Consider the following 20,631-nt stretch of genomic DNA (forward strand, 5'->3'; position numbering starts at 1 on the left):
TGCCATGCAGACGTCAGGTTACTTAGCGAACCCTCGGCCAGTAGCACGGCCTGTGCTGGTGCAATCATTGCACAAGCCATACAACACCATGGTGTGGCTTTCCAGCTCGAAACCTAATTTATCCGCAATTTTGTGCTGACGTTTTTCAATTTCAGGATCAGAGAACTCAACCACTTTGGCACAATTTGTGCAGATAAAGTGATCGTGGTGATCCCCATCGTTCAATTCAAATACCGCTTTACCACCATCAAACTGGCTACGCGCCAAAATACCGGCCTGCTCGAATTGAGTCAGCACACGATAGACCGTGGCTAAACCAATATCCACGTCGTCGGCAATCAGCAAACGGTACACATCTTCCGCGCTTAAATGGCGCAGTTCTTGGGTATCGTCGTTGCGGCGAAAAATATCAAGAATCTTGAGGCGTGGGAATGTCGCCTTAAGCCCCATGCTTTTCAGTTCGTTTTGATCGTTCATAGCTAAAATTAATATCTGAAAGGGGGAAGGATTCGTGGCCCATCTGGCAACTTGCACCGACGGATTCCGAGATGACTTACATCGTAGCATAATGCACGGTTGTACTACCTCATATCCCTTATAATAACGATTTTATTTAACAAGAGCACGGTAAGCTGATGAAAGCAAAAAACTACTCTTCTGTTCTACGCACGGGTGTTGCTGTGTGCTTCTCCGCACTATTACTGAGTGCTTGCGGCGGCACCAAGTGGGGATTCCCGTACAAAGCTGATATTCAGCAAGGTAACTGGATCACCTCTGAGCAGGTAGAACAACTGCGCGTCGGCATGACCCGTGAGCAAGTACGCTACGTACTGGGCACTCCTACACTACAAGATATCTTCCACTCGGATCGTTGGGATTACCCCTACTACAACAAACCTGGCTACGGCGACGTACAGAAACGTTTGTTTACCGTTTGGTTCGATGGCAACACGGTGGTACGTTGGGATGGCGACACACAGCCTAACCATGAACCTTTCCAAAACCCCGCCACCATGGGGCCGGATACACCCAATGCCATTCAACAAGCTGTAGATGAAACCCCATTGGATGCCGAAAATCCCAATGTGACGGACAACTACCGCAGCCCTGATCAATAATTTCTGGAATTTGTAATGCGTATCGCCATTGCTGGAGCAAGCGGCCGTATGGGCCGCATGCTGATTGAAGCTGTACTAAACAGTAACGACATGACTCTTGCCGTTGCACTGGATCATGCTGGCTCTACCTCTTTAGGCCACGATGCAGGTGCTTTTCTGGGTAAAACCACAGGCGTAGCCATTAGCGACGACCTCAATCAGTTGGCCAATGCCGATTGCCTGATTGACTTCACTCGCCCTGAAGGCACCTTGGCACACCTAGATGCTTGTGTACGTCACAACACACAGTGTGTGATTGGCACTACCGGTTTTTCTGATGAAGAAAAAGCACGCATTCAACACGCCGCAGAGAAAGTTGCTGTGCTGTTTGCCCCCAACATGAGCGTAGGCGTGAACGCGACGTTAAAACTGTTGGAAATGGCCGCAAAAATGCTGCAAAGTGGCTTTGATGTGGAAGTATTTGAAGCGCACCACCGTCATAAAGTGGATGCCCCATCAGGTACTGCGCTCGCCATGGGTGAAGCCGTTGCCAAGGTCTGGGACAAACCACTGGACGAGATCGCAGATTGGGCTCGCCATGGTCACACAGGCGCACGCAAAGAAGGCAACATTGGGTTTTCGGTAGTACGTGGCGGTGACATCATTGGCGACCACACCGTGTTTTTCTGCGGCGAAGGTGAGCGTATTGAGATCTCCCACCGCGCCAGCAATCGTACTATCTATGCACAAGGCAGCCTTCGCGCTGCACGCTTTTTGAAAGGCAAGCAGCACGGCCTCTTCAATATGCAAGACGTACTGGCAGGCTAACTGCCTAGTTTAGGCGTACAGCACAGGTTCTTGTTCCAGCTGTACGCCAAACTTCTGCTGTACATCCACCTGTATTTGCTGCGCTAAGTTCAGCACATCCTCTAACACTGCCCCACCGCAATTGGTCATCACCAACGCTTGGCGTGGGTGCATAGACACCGCACCAGCCGCCCGCCCTTTCCAGCCCGCTTGATCAATTAGCCAGCCTGCGGCAACTTTATACTTACCATCTGCCTGCGCATACGCCACCACATTGGGGTGCTGTGATCGCAAAAGCTCGAATTGCTCGGCGAGAACCACAGGGTTCTTAAAGAAACTACCAGCGTTGCCCACTTTAGTGGGATCAGGCAATTTAGTACGACGCACTTCACACACCGCATCAAAAATAGCCTTTGCTGTAGGTGCTGCTTGCAGTGATGCGTGATCACGCAAATCGGGGTACTGCAACAAGGGCTGCCAGGCTCTAGGCAACTTAAAACGAACGGCCACAATTAACCACGTACCCGACTTCGCTCGTTTAAACATGCTGTCTCGGTACGAGAACTCGCACTCTTCCGCGCTAAATTCATGCAATTCACCTTCCAACAAATTCCACGCCAATACACTGTGTACACGCTGGTCTAGCTCTAGACCATACGCACCAATATTTTGTACTGGTGCAGCCCCCACTGTGCCGGGAATTAAGGCTAAGTTCTCTAAGCCATACCAACCCTGCTCTAAGGTATACGCCACAAAATCGTGCCACACCTCGCCCGCACAGGCTTCTATCAACCAGAAGTTATCGTGCTCACGCAATAACCGTATACCTTTATTGGCTACCTGAATGGTCAGACCAGGTAAATTAGGAGGCACGATCACATTGCTTCCCCCACCTAACACTCGGTGTTGCGCAAACTCGTTAATAGCCGTGCTTAGCTCTGGTAACTGAGACACTTGCTCAAACTTAAACAGTGTCTGCGCCACACAGGGCAGTCCAAAGGTATTACAGCGGGATAAATCGTGGTTATTCAACATAGTTAGGTGCGTTTGCCTGTCACGTCAGCAGATGAAGTACAACCCTGAGTATAAAACAGGTACTGCCCCACCTTCGCCGCACAACGGTGGTATCACACATTTATTTCAAATCATTTCTCAAAATTGCTTGACACATCAGTGTAAAAACAGCTATATTCACTTTCTCGCTTGATTGAACACCAAACGATCAAGCAGCCAAACAAACAGCAATGTATGTGCGGCATCGGTTAGATGAAGTAGTTTCGAAGTTCCAGCAAGACACTTGCAAAACAAAAGAAACCAACTTATAATTCTAATCTTTCCTGAGAAGGAAAATATGCGGGAATAGCTCAGTTGGTAGAGCGCAACCTTGCCAAGGTTGAGGTCGCGAGTTCGAGCCTCGTTTCCCGCTCCAAATTCTTTAAAGAGCCCAAGCCATTGTTTGGGCTTTTTATATCAGCTAAGTTAGCACTAGTTAAAAACCTGAAAACAGGCAGCAGTGTTAATAAAGCAGGCAACGCTTAAATGCGGGAATAGCTCAGTTGGTAGAGCGCAACCTTGCCAAGGTTGAGGTCGCGAGTTCGAGCCTCGTTTCCCGCTCCAAATTAAAAAAGCCCAAACTTCGGTTTGGGCTTTTTTGCGTTCAGAGTTACTTTGCTTACCCCTTTCTTTTATACCCTTCACTCACAACAATTCTTTAAAAAATAAAGAGATACAAGGGTTTCTACTATTGTTCAGCATATTGTCAGTATGAGCTAATAAAAAAGTCACAACCCAAAGCAATGGCTGTAATTCCCCTCTAGTAGTACACACTTTTCTTTGTGTCGTTCTCAAAAGACCACGTCATCGCAGCATAGTGACGTCATTCATCACTCTAGGAGGAGGCTGTATGAGTGCAATCGTACTAGTAGTTATAGGCTTAGGCGCTATGTGTCTAGGCTATGTGTTTTACTCACGTTTTATTGCTGAAAAAATCTACAAATTAGACGATAACCGCCCCACTCCGGCCCATGAGTTTGAGGATGGTATAGACTTTGTGCCCACCAATAAATTTGTGTTATGGGGACACCACTTTACGTCTGTTGCTGGTGCAGCCCCCATTGTAGGCCCGGCCATCGCTGTGATTTGGGGATGGCTTCCCGCATTTCTTTGGGTCACCTTTGGGACAATCTTTTTTGCTGGCATACACGACTTCGGAGCCATTTGGGCCAGCATTCGCAACAAAGCCAAATCGGTAGGAGCACTTACTGGTGACGTAGTAGGAAAACGAGCACGCTCCATTTTCATGATCGTCATCTTCCTGGTGCTGCTCATGGTTAATGCAGTGTTCGGCGTAGTTATTGCCGGATTGCTGATTAATAACCCCGGTTCTGTTGTACCTGTTTGGGGAGCCATCGCGGTTGCCTTTGTCATTGGACAAGCCATTTATCGCTTTAAGCTGAATTTAGCTATCGTGTCGTTTATAGGCGTATGTGCTTTGTATTGGCTAATCTATATAGGCCCAAGCGTCCCCGTCACCTTACCCGAACAAGTCATGGGCTTAGGTCCTAGTGCAATATGGATATTACTGCTATTTGCCTATGCTGCCATTGCCTCCTTATTGCCTGTGTGGATGCTATTACAACCCAGAGACTACATAAACGGCCTACAGCTCTTTGTTGGCCTCGCCCTGCTCTATGTAGCCGTATTATTTAGCAATCCCACCATGGTTGCTCCGATGATCAACTCTGATGTACCTGCTGGTACGCCATCCTTAATCCCCCTCTTATTTGTCACTATCGCATGTGGCGCTATTTCAGGCTTCCACGGACTAGTCTCATCCGGCACTACCTCCAAACAGCTAAACCGTGAACGTGATGGCCGTTTTGTGGGCTATTTCGGAGCTATAGGTGAAGGCGCTCTAGCTCTAGCGGCAATCGTCGCGGCATCTGCTGGTTTTGCTTCGCTAGCTGAGTGGAAAAGCATTTACCACTCTTTTGGTCAAGGCGGCGTCAATGCATTTGTTCAAGGTGGAGCAAACATTCTTCATGCAGGCATAGGCATTAGTCCTGAAATTTCAGCCACCATGCTCACGGTGATGGCTGCCTTATTTGCCGGCACGACGATGGACACAGGCCTACGCCTACAACGCTATATTTTCCAAGAGTGGGGTGAGATCTATAACATCAAATGGATGGGTAAAGCCCTTCCTGCCACCTTCCTATCCGTTTTTACATGCTTGATTTTGGCTTTTGGTGCTGGCGGCGCCAGCGGTTCTGGTGGCTTAATTATCTGGCCCCTGTTTGGCACCACAAACCAATTACTGGCTGGGCTAACTCTACTGGTCATCGCCGTGATGCTAGTGCGACAAAAGTCTCCGTCCATCTACGTAACTGCCCCATTATCGTTTGTTCTTGTAATGACCTTAGCTGCACTATTAATCCAATTACGTGACTTCTACCTGAAAGAAAACTGGTTCTTATTTTCGCTGGATCTCATTGTGTTAATAGCGGCTATTCTCGTTACCCTAGAGTGTGTATCGGTGCTCCGCAAAGAGAAACGAGTAGCTGCCGCGACCCCTTCCTAAGTTCTACCTTCAACTTACAGCCCTGCTTTTACAGTGGGGCTGTATAAAGGACAGCGATGAAAGAATCCTTTACCCGCTTGACCCACTGGTGCAAACAAGCCAGCGCCTTGGGAGAAAGCTATTACAACGCCCCCTATCGTGCCGCCATTGCTCGCGCCAAACGCGAGGAGGAGGACCTATTTATGTTATTAGTATTTTCTGAAATGATGGGAGTACCCAACCCAGCATCATGGTACACGCTAGAGCTGCAGCCTTTACTATTACAGCGTTTTCACAGTTGGCATACCCGCATGGGGATGGAACGTTCCCCTCTTGATCATTTCCGCTGCTGCTGAGCCTACCTATGCTAAATATTGACGAATTACTCACCACTCGCCGGCTGATTCTCTTGGGTGGTAAAGGCGGTGTAGGTAAAACGACCATGTCATCCGCATTAGCGGTGCTAGCCGCCACGGCTGAGCGTAACGTGCTGCTAGTATCTACTGACCCAGCCCACAGCTTAAGTGATGCCTTTGGTCGTCACATTGGTGATCACACCACCATGCTAGCTCCTCAGCTATGGGCACTAGAAATAGATCCCGACAAAGAAGCCGATGCCTACTTAGAAAGGGTGTTGGCACAAATGCGGCGCTATGCCGGTCCCGATCAAATTCACGAATTACAGCGCCAACTGCAACTAAGCAGACAATCCCCAGGGGCACAAGAAGCCGCACTATTAGAAAGGCTAGCTAAAGTAATAGAAGAAGGCCTACAAAACTATGATACTGTCATCTTAGACACAGCCCCTACTGGCCACACACTGCGTTTACTCAGCCTGCCTGAAGTAATGGCTGCTTGGACTGACGGGCTACTACGACACAACAAACGCTCACAACACTTAGCCTCTGTACTCCAGCATTTAACCCCATCACGTAGTATAGAGAGCTTAACCAGTGACCCCAGCCAACACCACAGCGCCGAATTCGACAGCAAAGATGCAGAGTTACTCAGCACATTGCTTCGTAGACAGCAGCTATTTAATCGTACGCGCAGGCGATTACATGACAGCGAAACCACAGCATTCGTTTTTGTGTTAACCCCAGAACGATTACCTATTCTAGAAACAGAACGAGCCGTACAAGCTCTCACGTCACAAAACATTCCGGTGGCTGGATTGATAGTGAACCGTCTCCTACCAGCAATGGATGACAGTAACTTCTGGGCTCATAGACGCCAACAGCAAGAAAAGCATATGGTGGACTTACATCAACGCCTACCTACGTTACCGCGCTGCCTCGTATCGCTACAAGAGGACGATATTGTTGGTGTAGACGCACTACAAGTGCTGGGTAAACACTTGACTACTAACCCTGTAAATACGGCTGACTAAAAACTCGCATTCACACATTGATTCACTCTATTGCCATCGTTTGCGCTCATTAATGTAATAATAATCACTTCCATTCTCAAATTAAGAATAGCTGCTAATGATTGTATTACGCCGTCTTCTCGTTAGTGTGACCACCCTATTTTTAGCTTATGCCACAGCTACCACAGCACAAACCAACACTACTTCTATCGCGGACCAAGAACTAGACACCTATAGATTTGAAACCTTCACGTTATCGTCTGACGATGGCGAGCGTCATTACAAGGTGCAAGTAGGCATCCCGAAACGCCCCGCTCCTGCTACAGGTTTTCCGGTGATCTACATGCTGGATGGTAATGCGGCACTGACCAATATCGATACAACTGACTTGGCTGCGATGGATGCGTTGTCACCCACTGTTTTGGTGGCTATTGGTTACGACGTTGAGGGTAGCCATGATACCAATGCACGTGCTTACGACTACACTCCCCCTGTTTTTAAAGACGGGGTTGAACAGCGCGACGTAGAGGTTCGTGGTCGGCGTGGAGGCGGCGCAGAGGTGTTTGTGAACTTTATCGAAACACGCATTAAACCAGAGGTGGACTTGCGTGCACCTACCGACCATTCTCGCCAAACTTTGTGGGGGCATTCTTATGGTGGGCTGTTTACGATGTACACCTTATTTACTCATCCCAACTTATACCAACGCTATGTCGCAGGTGATCCATCGCTGTGGTGGTATGACGGCCTGTTGGTCAACACCATCGCTACAGCCTTTAACCCCAATGATGCTCTAGATAAAGAAATTCTGGTTATGGAAGGCGGCAATCGTTCTGCCAGTAGATCAGCGAACGACTCCCGCACCAGTTGGTCGGCTAAAGACATCGCTCATGACTTGCAAAAAGCGGGGGTGAATATCGTGTATGAGAATTTCGTGGATTTACATCACGGCCAAATGTTAGGCGCATCCTTAAAACCTGCTCTGCGCCTTGCCGCTAAACGCTAAACGGCATAACTCCTAAAAATCCAGCACTCACCCTGCTGGATTTTTTTATGGCCTCTAGCGGTGCACAGAGTGCACCTGCAAACAACTATTTTTGTGTGCTATCACGGCCATCCATAAAATCAGTTCATACAAAGACGAGTGTGCCTACGCACATTCCACAACCAAGATACCGAGACAGAAATGACGCCCTCTTGCCTGCAAGTGGCGATACACCTTGCGGCATAAAGCGCGTTTACTTTCCTACCTCATTACCTAACAAGCCATTCTGAATCGGCGCCCATGATGGAGACCGCCGAGTCAGCCCCGAAATCTGGAGATTCTATGAGTACCAGCGTTGTTAAGCTTAAGTGCCTGTCGCACACCCCTTTGCGCGGTCTCAATGACCCTGCCCCTGGCGTAGTCGCCGAAGTCGATGCCGTCATCGCTGCAGCGCGTGCTGAAGTTGAAGCCTTTGATCCAGAACTTATTGTGGTCTTTGCACCCGACCACTACAACGGGTTGTTTTACGACTTGATGCCCCCTTTTGTGGTTGCCACCGCAGCAGAATCTGTAGCTGACTACAAAACCCTGCCCGGCCCTCTGGCCATTCCTGACAAACTGGCGCTAGACCTAGTACGCCATCTACTAGACAGCGATCTGGATGTTGCTCTGTCTCACCGTTTGCAAGTGGATCACGGCTGCACCCAAATTCTGGAAGAAATGACAGGCAGCCTGACGCGCTACCCGGTGATTCCTATCATTATCAACTCTGTAGCACCACCCTTTGCACCATACCGCCGCATTCGCCTGCTGGGTGAAGCCGTAGGTAAGTTCATTGCGGGGCTAAACAAACGCGTGCTGATTTTAGGATCGGGCGGTTTGTCGCACGAACCACCCGTGCCTGTGTTTTCAGGTGCAAAACCCGAAATCTCCGAGTTTTTAATCTCGGGGCGCAACCCTACCCCTGAAGCGCGTGCCGCACGCCAAGCTCGTACCTTAGCCACGGGCAAGATCTTCGGCACCCCTGACTGCGACCTCACTCCGCTTAATCAAGAATGGGATCACGCGTTCATGGACTTGCTGATCAACCAAGACTTACACAAGGTCGATGACTTCGAAATTGACGTCATCTCTAAAACAGCGGGCCGCTCTACCCATGAAGTACGTACTTGGATTGCTGCCTTTGCCGCGTTATCAGCCATGGGCCAGTACAACGGCCAAAAAGACTACTACCGCCCCGTGAATGAATGGATTGCTGGCTACGGTGTGATGAGTGCCGACCCGGCCTAACACAGACCTGCCACGCCACCTCCTAACCGTCTCTAGTTATTAGGACTTTTGCGCTATGACACAAGATACTCACACCTCACCGCTTAGTATTGCCGATGCCGCGCTGGCCCTACGTCGCGCCGCCGAGCAAGGTGAAGCCATTGCCGCCCTACGCGATCGCCTGCAACACGCCAATGCCGAAACGGCTTACGCCGTACAAGAAGCGAACACTCGCTTTGCTCTGGAACAAGGCCGTCGTTTAGTAGGCCGAAAAATTGGTCTTACTTCCTTAGCCGTACAAGCACAACTAGGCGTAGACCAGCCCGACTTCGGTATGCTCTTTGACGACATGCACATTGGTGACAACGCCTCTATTGCTGCAGGTCGCCTGATTCAACCCAAAGCAGAAGCCGAAATCGCATTAGTGATTGGGCGTGATCTGAACCACGAATTCCATAACTACGCTGATCTCATCAACGCCACTGAATACTGCTTACCCGCTATTGAAGTCGTAGACAGTCGCATTGCGAACTGGGACATACGTTTTATAGACACCGTTGCTGACAACGCGTCCAGCGGTTTATTTGTACTGGGCAGCCAACCCGTGTTGCTGCGTGACCTAGACCTAACGGACTGCGCCATGGAAATGGAATGCAATGGTGAAGTGGTTTCACGCGGTAATGGTAAAGCCTGCTTGGGTAATCCGCTCAACGCAGCGGTATGGCTCGCCAACACCATGGTGAAGTGCGGTCGCCCCTTACAAGCTGGCGATATCGTGCTGACTGGTGCCCTAGGCCCTATGGCTGTTGCTAAAAGCGGCCAACATTTCAACGTCAAGATTGCTGGCATGGGCCCTGTGTCCGTGCATTTCGACTAACTCTGTTGTGCAGGTGGCTAGCTGCCTGCTCCTCTCGCATTTCCCGGCGCTTACCGCACCGATCAATGACAAGGAATCATCATGACCACAACCGTGCTACACACTGAAGCCAGCACCAGCCGCTTCGCCCATATCAAAGAGCAAGACCTAGACCTACAAATTCACTACAACGACACAGGCGGCAACGGCCCTGTTGTGGTGATGATCCACGGCTCAGGCCCTGGTGCTAGTGGTTGGGCCAACTTCAACCGTAACGTGCAGCCTTTGTACGATGCAGGCTTCAGAGTTATTTTGATGGACTGCCCCGGTTGGAGCAAAAGTGATCCTATCGTTTGTACAGGTTCACGCTCTGACTTGAACGGCCGTGCTCTGAAAGGCTTGTTGGATGTACTGAACATCGAGCGTGCGCACATCATTGGTAACTCCATGGGCGGCCACAGCACCGTTGCTTTCTCGCTGGCCAACCCAGAGCGCATCGGCAAAATCGTTTTAATGGGCGGCGGCACCGGTGGCCCTAGCCAGTTTGTGCCTATGCCTGCTGAAGGCATCAAACTGCTGCAAGCACTGTACCGCGAGCCTACGATTGAGAACCTGCGTCGCATGATGCAAGTGTTTGTGTTCGACACCAAAAACCTTACTGAAGAGCTATTCCAAGCCCGTTTGGACAACATGCTGTCCCGCCGTGAGCACTTGGACAACTTCGTGAAAAGTCTGGAAGCTAACCCACGTCAGTTCCCTGACTTCGGGCCACGCTTGGGTGAGATCAAAGCACCTGCACTGATTATCTGGGGCCGTGACGACCGCTTTGTACCCATGGATATTGGTCTGCGTCTGCTGTGGGGCATGGCCGATGCTGAGTTCCATATTTTCAGTCGTTGTGGTCACTGGGCACAATGGGAGCATGCCGATAAGTTCAACAACATGGTGATTGAATTTTTCAGTAGAAGAGACTAAACAAAAGGGCGGCCTAGGCCGCCCTTTTTTATACCCTAATCCTGCAACGTTACCACCCACCTGCACTGTGTAAGTGTGCTTCTATCTCATCTACAGTTGCACGCAAAGCAGGCAATAACCGCTGTTCTGCTTCGCGGGTGCTCATCGCGTTTTTAGTGAAAATAATATTCAAACACCCCAACACGCGCTGCCCATAGCAAATAGGCAAAGCAATGGCCCCCATACGTGTTTGCTCATGCCAGTCGCCATCATTGGAACCAAAGCCCTGTTCCCAGGTTTTTTGTAATAGCGCTGACACCAGTTGTGGATTGCGCGCCAAACGGGCTTGTTCGTCAGACCCCGACCGCAGTAAATGCAGAATTTCATCACGCTCTGAATCTGGGCACGCACTCAAGTACGCACGCCCTACTGCCGTAAACAAAATAGGCATGCGTCTACGTATCATGGCTTTATGAAACGACAAGGGGCTAAACCTATGCGTGGTTTCACGCACCACCATGCTGGCCCCATCTAACACGCATAAATCAGAAGGCCACACGGCTTTCTGCTGCAAGCGTTTTAACGCCTCACTGGCAATCTGAGACACCCAGTCTTCGTCGGTAAAACCATCACTTAGCTGACGTACTTTCTGATTCAGGCTATAGCATTCATCAGCGGCATTGCGACGTACATAGCCTTCGTTTTGCAGCGTTTCTAACATGCGTCGCACGGTGGTTCTATGTATGCCAGTGGCCGCGCTGATTTCCTTAATCGAGGCGTAACCACCTGCCGCCTGATTCAGACTACGCAGTATTTCTAAACCGCGACGCAGGCTTTCAATGGGCCTATAGCTAGACGCGTCATCCGACTCGTCCCACTCATTGACCACCAGATGTTCAGCCACCCACGACGGGGAAGCTCTTAAGGCTTGTACCTGGGCCATCCGTACTCTCCCAAAGGTAGGGAATCCAATTCGCTTTCGATGTCGCGCACGCATTTATGCAGCGCATCCAAATAACGTTCAGCCGCTTTGGCCGGCGTCATCGCGCTTCTAAAAAAGATAATGTTGATCGCACCCAAAACGCGATTACGCCAACACACAGGGTAGGCAATCGCACTAATGTTGGGTTCTGTACCACCCGAGGACTCGGCATAACCCAAACGACGCGCTTCAATACAGCGTTGAAGCAACTCGTGGCGCATCTCATCTTTAGACACGCCATCCGGTTGTACTAGGCTCGCTAAGTCCAACATTTGCTCTAAGCTTTCATCCGCCACTTCGCTCAAGATGGCAATACCCATTGCGGAACGCAACAGCGGGCGTGTTTTACCCACCATGGCACGGTTTACCGACATGGGACTAAAGCGGTGCGTGGATTCACGAATTTCCAAATGCCCCGAGGTAAAGGTGGCAAAGTCGCTAGGCCATTGCACCTGCGCAAGCAAACGCCCCATATAAGGGCCAATGACCTGCACTACCCAATCCTCGTCTTTCACACTATCGGCAAAACGGCGGAAATGCTTGGTTAAGAAATACCGCCCATCACCTGAGCGCAAATACACGTAGCCCGCCTGCTCTAAGGTAAACAGCAGGCGGTAGACGGTGGCTCGGTGTATGCCGGTGTACTTTGCCAATTCTCCTGGCGTTGCCCAACCCAGATCACTTAACGCGCCTATAAGCTCTAAACCACGCTCTAAGGCTCTGACTCTGGGGTAGATATCCGTTTCTGGCATAGATTGTGTCTCAAATAGGTGGATACAGCTTTAGCATGTCATCGCTAGGCTTAACGTAGTGCCAACGTCTGCCAGCATGCAAACCTGTTAGCTTATGCAGCCTTGCCAACATCTCTGCGTACAGTAGCGGCGCACCCACGCCATCCAGCACACTCACACCATCGATTTCATAAATGTCATTAGCGGCTAATACTTCTGCTACCAGCCCTTCAGCGGGCACAATAATATCAGCCCCCTCGGCTATAGCGCGGCGTGCTGTTTCTGTGAACGCCGCAATGTATTCGCTAGGGTCTAAAAACACCTGCTCAATACTGCGTTCAGGCAACTGCGGCTCAATCACATAAATGCCACTGATGCGCGACTCAAAGCGATGACGGTGCATAGCGTTTTTGAGGAACCACAGGTTTTCCTCGTTTAAGGTCACCAAGCCTATTTGCTGCGCCATTGAACACGACATTAGCACTGTGCTTTCTGGCATGGAGATCACGGGTATATCCACCAATGATCGACATTCGCGCAGAAGGGGCTCGGTATAAGTGCCAATCACAAATGCGTCATAGCCTTCTTTTTCGGCTTGGTGCACATTGTGCAAAAGCTGTCGGCTCATGGCTTTGTGATAGGCATACGGCACCTTCATCACTTCGCTAGGTGATTTTCCGTGCCACATGGATTCAGGTACGCCATGCAACACGATTTCGGTACCGGGGTTAGCAATACGTGCATAGTGCTGTGCCAACGATGCCTTATACACAGGGTAGTTATCCAGATCTACGCTGGACTGATGCCAGATTTTCATCACAGCCTCCTTACACCATGTAGTAGCCGCCGTTAACGTCCAGCGTACTGCCAGTCACGTAAGCGGCTTTAGGTTCTACTAAATAGCTCACTGCGGCGGCCACTTCTTCGGGCAACCCTACGCGCGACAACGGTACCAACCCTACTGACTTATGATCGTCCTCGGGGGCTAAACGTGTACGCAACATGGGCGTATCGATCAACCCAGGTGAAACCACGTTAGCCGTAATGTTCAAGGGCGCCATTTCACGGGCTAAGGCTTTAGTAAAGGCGATCACTGCCGCTTTACTCGCCACGTAAGCGGTACACGAACGGTAACCGCCCAACTGCGCACCCGTAGAGGCAAAGTTAATGATGCGACCATGTTGGGTGTTGTCACCCACTTGCATGACAAAAGCGCGGCACACAGCATAGGTACCAAACGCATTCACCGCAAATACCTTTTCCCACAGTTCGGGTGTAGTACCTTTGACATCAATCACAGCACCACCCTCACCCACTGGCGAAATTGCTGCGGTATTGACCAACACTGACACCTGCACACCGTCGTCAAGCAAACTTGCGAACAACTGCTCTACCGATGCCACGTTGCTAATGTCTACGCTAGCAGCGCGGTGCCCGTGACCGGGCAAGCTTTCCATCACCGCTTGCACAGGTGCTAGCTCTAAATCAGCCAACACCACTTGCAAACCTTGTTCTGCTAAGGCTCTGCATACGGCTTGGCCAATACCGCCAGCCGCCCCAGTCACCAATGCAATACGATTTTCAGTCATGTCTATACTCCTTAATTACCGCTCAGCACACTAGGCAACCACATCGTAATAATTGGGAACGATGTAAGCAGAATGACGCGGATTAAATCGGCGACCAAGAAAGGGGTAACGCCTCGGAAAATCGTAGAGAGTGGCAATCTATCGCCCACCACACTACGCATAACAAATACATTCATACCTAACGGCGGTGTAATCATGCCTATCTCTACTAGCGACAAGGTCACCACACCCCACCAAATCAGATCGTAATCCATACCTATAATCAGGGGCACGACCAACGGCGTGGTTACCAACACGGCAGCCAACGTATCGAATACCGTCCCCAGCAACAGGTAAAACACCACTAAGCCGAAAAGAATCAACCATTTAGGCATGGTTTCTAGATCGATAATGCTCAACACCAGTTGTGCAATATCAGTGAAGCTCATGAAGCTTGCGAAGATATTCGCGCCGATGAAAATCACATAAATAGCACCCGCATTAATCGCTGTATCAATCAATGAGGCTTTGAATTTTTCCAGCGTGAAACCTTTGGTGCTGACAGCAAACACAAAGGCTAGCAATGCCCCTACAGAAGCGGCTTCTTGCGTGGTGAACATCCCGCCATACAAGCCGCCCAAGACCAGCGCAAACAACAACACGGGTCGCCACGCTTTCACCAAAGCAGCTCGCGCCACAGGCCAGTTGAACTCTTCCACATCAGGGGCCAAGCTAGGCTTGAGTCGCACCGACACGAAAATGGCCAACACATACATAGTCAGCGCCAACACCCCTGGAATCAGTGCCGCTTGGAAAGCAATCTGAATGGACTCTTCAACCACCACACAGTACACAATGAGCACAACAGAGGGTGGAATCAGCGCCCCCAACGTACCGCCTGCAGCAATACAACCTGCCGCCAAACTGTGCGCGTAGTTGCGACGCTCCATTTCTACAAAAGCTACTTTGCCAAAGGTGGCTGTAGTGGCAATAGAAGAGCCACAAATCGCCCCAAAACCACCACAGCCCAGCACAGAGGCCATGGCCAAACCGCCGCGACGTGACCCCAACAAAGCTGTACCTGAGTTGAAAATATCACCAGACAACCCAGCCCATGTCGCGAAATTCCCCATGAGCAAGAACAGCGGAATAGCAGCCATGTCCATGCTCGTTAAGGCACGGCCCACTTCGTTTTGGGATACCACTAGCGCCTGCTCACCCCCCATGGTCAACGCTAAGCTGGCTACCCCCACAATCAAGAGTGATACGCCAATGGGTATCTGTGCAGCGATCAGTAAATACAGCACTAAAAATGCCATACCCGCTTGCATGCCTGGGCTGTTATCGTCATTGATAAATAACGCGGTTAATGCCACACATACAGCAATAGTACCCAGCGTCACCAATGCACCACGCCAGAAACCCGGCTCGGCGTAACCGCGATCTTTAAATAGTGCGTACCAATGCTTCAGGGTTTGAATCAATACCGTCAGCACGGCTAATGACATCAGTAAGCCAGCTGCCGCCCACCATCCTGCGGTATGCCAGCCCACCACCATCGTTTTCTCACCGTACTCTTGCGCATCTAGCGCGCGAAACAGTAGTGCCGTAGCCAGCCAACCAAACACCAGCACTTCGGCCACTTCGCACACCAAACGCACCGCATGCTGATTGCTGCCTGCTACAGCCTTCATCACATCCATACGGATATTCAAATGGCGCACAAACACCAGCCCCGATAGGCCTGCCACAATAATGGCCATAAACAGGCCATTCAACTCGAACAGCCCGCGTACGGTATACGGTGTAAAGGCACGCAGCAAAATATCCACTAACGTACCCGCTGACACCACCAACAGTAGTGTCAGCACTGCCCACGCCATAACCTTACAGAACTGGTCTTCCCAATCAGCCTTGGCAGAAATGCCCGCGATAGTGGCTGAGCTCATGGTTATTGCGCTCCGCGTTGGGATTCGATGGCCTGGGTATACACTTCCCAGATACGTTCGCCCTCTGGTGTGTTGGCGATCCACGCATCAATCACCGGTTGTACTGCCGCCGACCAACGCGCCACGTCCTCTTCCTTAGGCACCACAATGGTGTGTGCGGGGTTTTCAGCCAACTGAGCACGCAGTCGTTCGTTTTCCCCGCCCAAGCCCTCAGACCAACGTGGTAAAAAATTAGCACCGCCATGTTTTTCTAATGCCGCTTTTGCTTCTGGCGCCAAGCGATCGTAAGCACGTTTATTAATCACCAAAAATACGGTGCTTGAGCCCATAGGCACATCAATGTGGTAAGGCACGAAATCCAACACCTGCCAGGTGTACACCGCGTTCCAATCGTTCAAGCTGCCGCTTAGTGTCTTCTTAGACAGGTTTTCCGCTGTTTGCGATACCGGTAAGCCAACGGGAATAATGTCCAGTGCTTCTACGGATGCACTCGCCAACGGGCCTGCAGCACGAATACGCTGGCCTTTAAAATCGTCCAACGAATCGATTTCACTCACGCTGTGCCCAGTCAAAATACCGGAAGACACCAGCGCAAATACTTTGACGTCGTCAAAGCCGTCCATCAAGCCCTCTTCGTACAAACGCCAAACGCCTGTAGAGGCCTCGCCTACGGTACGTGCTTGAAATGGGATCTCAGGAATATCACCCACTTTGAAGCGACCTGGTGTGTAACCCGTCACGCCCCAGCCCATGTCTACCAAACCACGACGCACTGCGTCAAAAGTATCCTCGGCCTTCACCAACGAGCCACCCGAGTACAACTGAATTTTCAGCGTACCTTGTGAGTCTTCTTCTATGTCTTTGATCAACGGCTCAAACATGCCTTTGGTCAAATACGCGGTGGGCCCCGCAAAGTTGGCGAACTTTAATGTTGTAGGCTTAGCTGTCGCTGTCATCCCGCACGTTAAAGAGAAAGTGCAGAGTGCTGCCATGAGGATTCGTTTCATCGTTATCTCCGTATTTTGATTGGCTTACTGTGCTGAGCTACCTCGCACTGCGCGCTCCTGTGGCGGGTTACGCGGCCGTGCCATTCACTGGTTTTGATCCCTTGTCTACAGGTCCGTACGGCAAGGTTTCGCTATTACACACACTCACAGATAGCTGGGCAATCGAAATCCTTAAAGTGTTCATCTAGTAAACACTATTTCAGGGATAACCCCATAAGCCTTTATTTGCTTTGTTTTCGCCCCTTTCTTTACTGTTTACCAGATGAACTTTTCATATACTTCAAGTGTATAAAAGGGATGTAACAGTGTTTACAAAAACCACTACGCCACCGATCACAGCACGATCTACCTACCAAAAAAGTCTGAATACCTTTTGTTCTATTGAGTGGAAAATGCCACACCCCACATCCTGCAAAACACCGTAAAGCGCCCCTCAAAACGGCTGTGTCGTTTCTGTCTCGTGCAGGTGAGAGATAGTTGTTTTAGCGTAAGAACAGCCGTATTCTGTAATGCTTAAAAACATCTTGAGAAATGCGTGCTAACGCACCACGCTTACCGAGCCTAGGGATGGCAAGAAGGAGCCTCCATGACATTGCTTTACAGCCGGATCATCTGTTTGTTTCTGATGCTTGTTGCGGTGCTACTCCCTCTGCCCGTAACCGCTGAGCCAGCCCCTTTCACGCTCTCCCCTCGCATCACTCCTGCGCACAATGTCTGGATGCAAAGCCCCTTATATAAAGCGCTTGCTACGCGCGGGCAGCTCACTATCGGCGTCACACTTCCCGACTACCCTCCTTTTTCTATTCTGGATGGCGAGCGACTACAGGGCATCACCGCTGATTACCTAGGGTTGCTCTTTGAGCAACACGTGCGCGTGGTTTATTTTCCCTCCAGAGCAACCGCACTAGAGGCCGTACGTCGTGGTGATATTGATATGATCGGGGGAGGCAGCACCATAGAAGCCAAGAACAATGACCTACAGCTTTCTGTACCCTACCAGCTTGATCAAGCTGTACTGGTTGTCAATAAAGATGCCCCGTTTGATTCACTAGCGCCTGCGACACGCATCGCCTTGACACCGGGCTATGTGGCCGAGGAATGGGTAACGTCCGCCTACCCTAACAGCCAACTGTTGATGTATGCCTCACCGAGACGCGCGCTGGATGCCTTAAGTTTGGGCGAGGTCAATGCGGTGCTAACCGATGCGGTTTCGGCCCACTACCTGATTAGTGTTAACTACCTCATTAATCTCAGCATACAAAGCTTTGCCCCCGTGGACAGTGGTGGGTTTGGGTTCATGCTCAAGAAAAGTGACCATGCTCTGCTGAACTACATTAATTACGCTACTCCTAAAGTGTCAGACGAATACGGCGAGATGATTCTTCGCAGTTGGAGTGGCGGTAGACAACTACGCTTAGGCAACGACCGCATTGCCTTAAGTCCAATAGAAAACCGCTGGTTAGCCGCTCACCCTGTCATCCCTGTAGTGCTGAATAACTCGCTGGGTGCACTGGGCTCGTTCGATGCCAAGGGCAACCCACAAGGCATAGGGCCAGACTACCTGGCCCTGATTAGCCAACGCAGCGGGCTAGAGTTTGAGTACATCAACGCCCAAAACTATGCTGAGCTGGATGCTGCATTAAAAAAACAAACCGCTTTGCTAACGCCGGTGTATGCCCCTTCTCACAGTACGCCCGATAACGTAGATGTGATGCTGCCTTATTTACGCACATCGGTCATTGTGATGGCCCCCGCCACACCAGAATCGCCCCCTACTGCCAAAGATAGGGGCAGAGTGCATCACCTCGCTGAGTTGGAAGGACAACGTGTCTCCATTGTCGAGGGTTACTTTATTGATGCATTGATACGCCAATCACACCCAAATATCACCTTACAAACCTACCCTACACTGCTGCAAGCCTTGCACAGTGTCGCCGAGGGAAAAAGTGATGTGTTTGTGGGGAGCGACTATGCAGCCCGATTTGCCAATGCGTTGCAGCTCAACAACCGACTGGAGCTCATTGGCATCTTAGATGACTACGCCAGACCCGTTAGCATTGCGCTACAAAGTAGCGAACCCGAGCTCTTCAGTATTTTAGACAAAGCACAGCTTTCGATTTCACCCGAGGAAATAGCCGAAATTGTTCGGCACTGGGAGCCTAGTCACGCCTCTACTGAGTGGAGTTTCTGGCGCAAATACCGGCAATGGCTGCTACGTCTGGCAGGCTTGCTCGCCTTGATCAGTGCCGTTTCCCTGATCTGGGGGTTTTACCTCGTTAGACAAATAAAACGTACACGTCGTGCTGAACGACGTGCCGATGCGGCCAATGAGGCAAAAAGCATTTTTCTAGCCACCATGAGTCACGAAATACGCACGCCAGTAAGCGCCGTTATCGGTTTGTTAGACCTTGCCCAAACAGACAACAAAATACCTGACAAGGCTCGCTCATACTTATCTGCCGCACACGATACAGCACAAGGCATGTTGATGCTGTTGGGCGATGTGCTGGATCTACATCGTATCGAATCAGGGCTGATAGACTCTGTACCCAAAACGGTGGCACTCAAACCCCTAATAGAAAATATGGCTAGCCTTATGCAGGGCTTAGCCTATAGAAAACAACTTGAGCTACACACGCACATTGATGACAACGTAGACACATGGGTCACCGTAGACCCCCTGCATCTCAAACAGATACTCTTCAATCTGCTTGGCAACGCCATCAAATTCACTCACACGGGAACAGTCTGCTTGAAAGCGACGGCCCACAACGACGCCACGCACTTGCACGTTGTCATCGATATTACTGACAGCGGTCCTGGTATTTCCGCCGACGACCAAAAGCGTCTATTTAGACCGTACTCACAAGTGGCTGCTACACAGCACGAACACAGTGTGGGAAGTGGTTTAGGACTGCATATTACGCAGCGCCTCGTGCAACATATGGGCGGGACCATCCGCTTACGTAGCCAAGTCGGTAAAGGGTCTACATTCACGGTTACACTGACCTTAGCGCTCGCCACACCACTGCCTTCCACTCCCCGGCCTATACAGCCCCCCGTCGCTAAAGCCCCCGTGCCTGCAGAAGCACTGCATATTTTGGTCGCCGAAGACCACGCTCTTAATCTTTTAGTGCTGACACAAAAACTGGAAGACTTAGGATACACCGTTACTGGCGCAGAAGATGGCGAACGGGCCTGGGAGTTATGGCAGCAACATCCTTACCACGTTCTGATTACAGACGGCCAAATGCCTCGCTTAAATGGGATTGATCTGGTGAAACGGGTACGTGAACACGAACAATCTGGTACACGCACACCCTGCTGGATAGTGGCGTTAACAGCCAGCACCGACGCCATAGAAAAGCAGCGTTATCTTGATGCAGGCGTTAATGAAGTACTGCTCAAACCTATTTCAGATGATGCGTTAGCGAACATTCTGAATCACATCGCTTAAATCGTCTTGCTGAAGGCCGATCACGGGTCGTGGTGGCTGTG

At 50.6% G+C, this 20,631-nt stretch carries 19 protein-coding genes and 2 tRNA genes; 13 read left to right on the top strand and 8 right to left on the bottom strand.

All coding sequences use genetic code 11. The features are described 5' to 3' along the window. Positions 1 to 18: 18 nt before the first annotated feature. Complete coding sequence (gene fur, locus GY634_RS14610) at positions 19 to 477, bottom strand: ferric iron uptake transcriptional regulator (protein WP_166409463.1); 459 nt, start codon at positions 475 to 477, stop codon at positions 19 to 21. A 158-nt stretch (positions 478 to 635) separates the two neighbouring features. On the opposite strand from fur, the gene GY634_RS14615 reads away from it, so the two are divergent. Together GY634_RS14615 and dapB are read left to right on the top strand one after the other, a co-directional pair. Continuing rightward, positions 636 to 1,118, top strand: coding sequence for an outer membrane protein assembly factor BamE (locus tag GY634_RS14615; protein ID WP_166409464.1), 483 nt, complete (start codon positions 636 to 638; stop codon positions 1,116 to 1,118). A 15-nt stretch (positions 1,119 to 1,133) separates the two neighbouring features. Continuing rightward, positions 1,134 to 1,925 (top strand): 4-hydroxy-tetrahydrodipicolinate reductase, encoded by a 792-nt coding sequence (dapB, locus tag GY634_RS14620; RefSeq protein WP_166409465.1) that lies wholly within the window; start codon positions 1,134 to 1,136, stop codon positions 1,923 to 1,925. Positions 1,926 to 1,934: 9 nt separating this feature from the next. Here the strand turns inward: dapB and murB are convergent, their stop codons facing one another. Further along, positions 1,935 to 2,939: a UDP-N-acetylmuramate dehydrogenase gene (gene murB, locus GY634_RS14625; protein ID WP_166409466.1), complete on the bottom strand. Its 1,005-nt coding sequence runs from the start codon at positions 2,937 to 2,939 to the stop codon at positions 1,935 to 1,937. 318 nt (positions 2,940 to 3,257) lie between these two features. Between murB and GY634_RS14630 the strand changes: the two genes are divergently transcribed. From GY634_RS14630 to GY634_RS14670, 9 genes are all read left to right on the top strand, one after another. Continuing rightward, a tRNA-Gly gene (locus GY634_RS14630) sits at positions 3,258 to 3,333 on the top strand. Positions 3,334 to 3,445: 112 nt separating this feature from the next. Continuing rightward, a tRNA-Gly gene (locus GY634_RS14635) sits at positions 3,446 to 3,521 on the top strand. 286 nt (positions 3,522 to 3,807) lie between these two features. Continuing rightward, positions 3,808 to 5,484 carry a carbon starvation CstA family protein gene (locus GY634_RS14640; protein ID WP_166409467.1) on the top strand — a complete coding sequence of 559 codons (1,677 nt, stop codon included), beginning with the start codon at positions 3,808 to 3,810 and terminating at the stop codon, positions 5,482 to 5,484. 56 nt (positions 5,485 to 5,540) lie between these two features. Then, entirely contained in the window at positions 5,541 to 5,819 is a 279-nt protein-coding gene (locus tag GY634_RS14645; RefSeq protein WP_207625618.1) for a cory-CC-star protein, read from the top strand. Between the two features lie 8 nt (positions 5,820 to 5,827). After that, positions 5,828 to 6,853 (top strand): ArsA family ATPase, encoded by a 1,026-nt coding sequence (locus GY634_RS14650; RefSeq protein WP_166409468.1) that lies wholly within the window; start codon positions 5,828 to 5,830, stop codon positions 6,851 to 6,853. Positions 6,854 to 6,950: 97 nt separating this feature from the next. After that, the gene (locus GY634_RS14655) at positions 6,951 to 7,838 is read left to right on the top strand and encodes an alpha/beta hydrolase (protein ID WP_166409469.1); all 888 of its coding nucleotides are present in this window, start codon (positions 6,951 to 6,953) and stop codon (positions 7,836 to 7,838) included. A gap of 321 nt (positions 7,839 to 8,159) precedes the next feature. Beyond that, positions 8,160 to 9,107 (top strand): 3-carboxyethylcatechol 2,3-dioxygenase, encoded by a 948-nt coding sequence (locus GY634_RS14660; RefSeq protein WP_166409470.1) that lies wholly within the window; start codon positions 8,160 to 8,162, stop codon positions 9,105 to 9,107. A 55-nt stretch (positions 9,108 to 9,162) separates the two neighbouring features. Continuing rightward, complete coding sequence (mhpD, locus tag GY634_RS14665) at positions 9,163 to 9,963, top strand: 2-keto-4-pentenoate hydratase (protein WP_166409471.1); 801 nt, start codon at positions 9,163 to 9,165, stop codon at positions 9,961 to 9,963. An 81-nt stretch (positions 9,964 to 10,044) separates the two neighbouring features. After that, entirely contained in the window at positions 10,045 to 10,917 is an 873-nt protein-coding gene (locus GY634_RS14670; RefSeq protein ID WP_166409472.1) for an alpha/beta fold hydrolase, read from the top strand. A 49-nt stretch (positions 10,918 to 10,966) separates the two neighbouring features. On the opposite strand, the gene GY634_RS14675 is transcribed toward GY634_RS14670, so the two are convergent. The 6 genes from GY634_RS14675 to GY634_RS14700 are packed head-to-tail and all read right to left on the bottom strand — an operon-like array spanning position 10,967 to position 17,133. Next, on the bottom strand, positions 10,967 to 11,839 hold the full coding sequence (locus GY634_RS14675; protein ID WP_166409473.1) for a DNA-binding transcriptional regulator: 873 nt from the start codon (positions 11,837 to 11,839) through the stop codon (positions 10,967 to 10,969). Next, positions 11,818 to 12,630, bottom strand: a complete 813-nt coding sequence (locus GY634_RS14680; RefSeq protein WP_166409474.1) for an IclR family transcriptional regulator domain-containing protein — start codon at positions 12,628 to 12,630, stop codon at positions 11,818 to 11,820. Before GY634_RS14680 ends, GY634_RS14675 begins: the two co-directional genes overlap by 22 nt. Before the next feature lie 10 nt (positions 12,631 to 12,640). Further along, entirely contained in the window at positions 12,641 to 13,426 is a 786-nt protein-coding gene (locus tag GY634_RS14685) for an aspartate/glutamate racemase family protein (protein WP_166409475.1), read from the bottom strand. 10 nt (positions 13,427 to 13,436) lie between these two features. Then, complete coding sequence (locus GY634_RS14690) at positions 13,437 to 14,198, bottom strand: SDR family NAD(P)-dependent oxidoreductase (RefSeq protein WP_166409476.1); 762 nt, start codon at positions 14,196 to 14,198, stop codon at positions 13,437 to 13,439. Positions 14,199 to 14,209: 11 nt separating this feature from the next. Beyond that, a complete protein-coding gene (locus tag GY634_RS14695) occupies positions 14,210 to 16,126 on the bottom strand; it encodes a TRAP transporter large permease (protein ID WP_166409477.1) in 1,917 nt (638 codons plus the stop codon). Positions 16,127 to 16,128: 2 nt separating this feature from the next. Next, entirely contained in the window at positions 16,129 to 17,133 is a 1,005-nt protein-coding gene (locus GY634_RS14700; protein WP_166409478.1) for a TRAP transporter substrate-binding protein, read from the bottom strand. 29 nt (positions 17,134 to 17,162) lie between these two features. On the opposite strand from GY634_RS14700, the gene GY634_RS14705 reads away from it, so the two are divergent. Then, entirely contained in the window at positions 17,163 to 17,321 is a 159-nt protein-coding gene (locus tag GY634_RS14705; RefSeq protein WP_166409479.1) for a hypothetical protein, read from the top strand. A 398-nt stretch (positions 17,322 to 17,719) separates the two neighbouring features. After that, the gene (locus tag GY634_RS14710) at positions 17,720 to 20,590 is read left to right on the top strand and encodes an ATP-binding protein (RefSeq protein WP_166409480.1); all 2,871 of its coding nucleotides are present in this window, start codon (positions 17,720 to 17,722) and stop codon (positions 20,588 to 20,590) included. Positions 20,591 to 20,631: the final 41 nt, after the last annotated feature.

Origin of the sequence: Paenalcaligenes suwonensis, assembly GCF_011290505.1 — a bacterium.
Taxonomy (GTDB): domain Bacteria; phylum Pseudomonadota; class Gammaproteobacteria; order Burkholderiales; family Burkholderiaceae_B; genus Paenalcaligenes; species Paenalcaligenes suwonensis.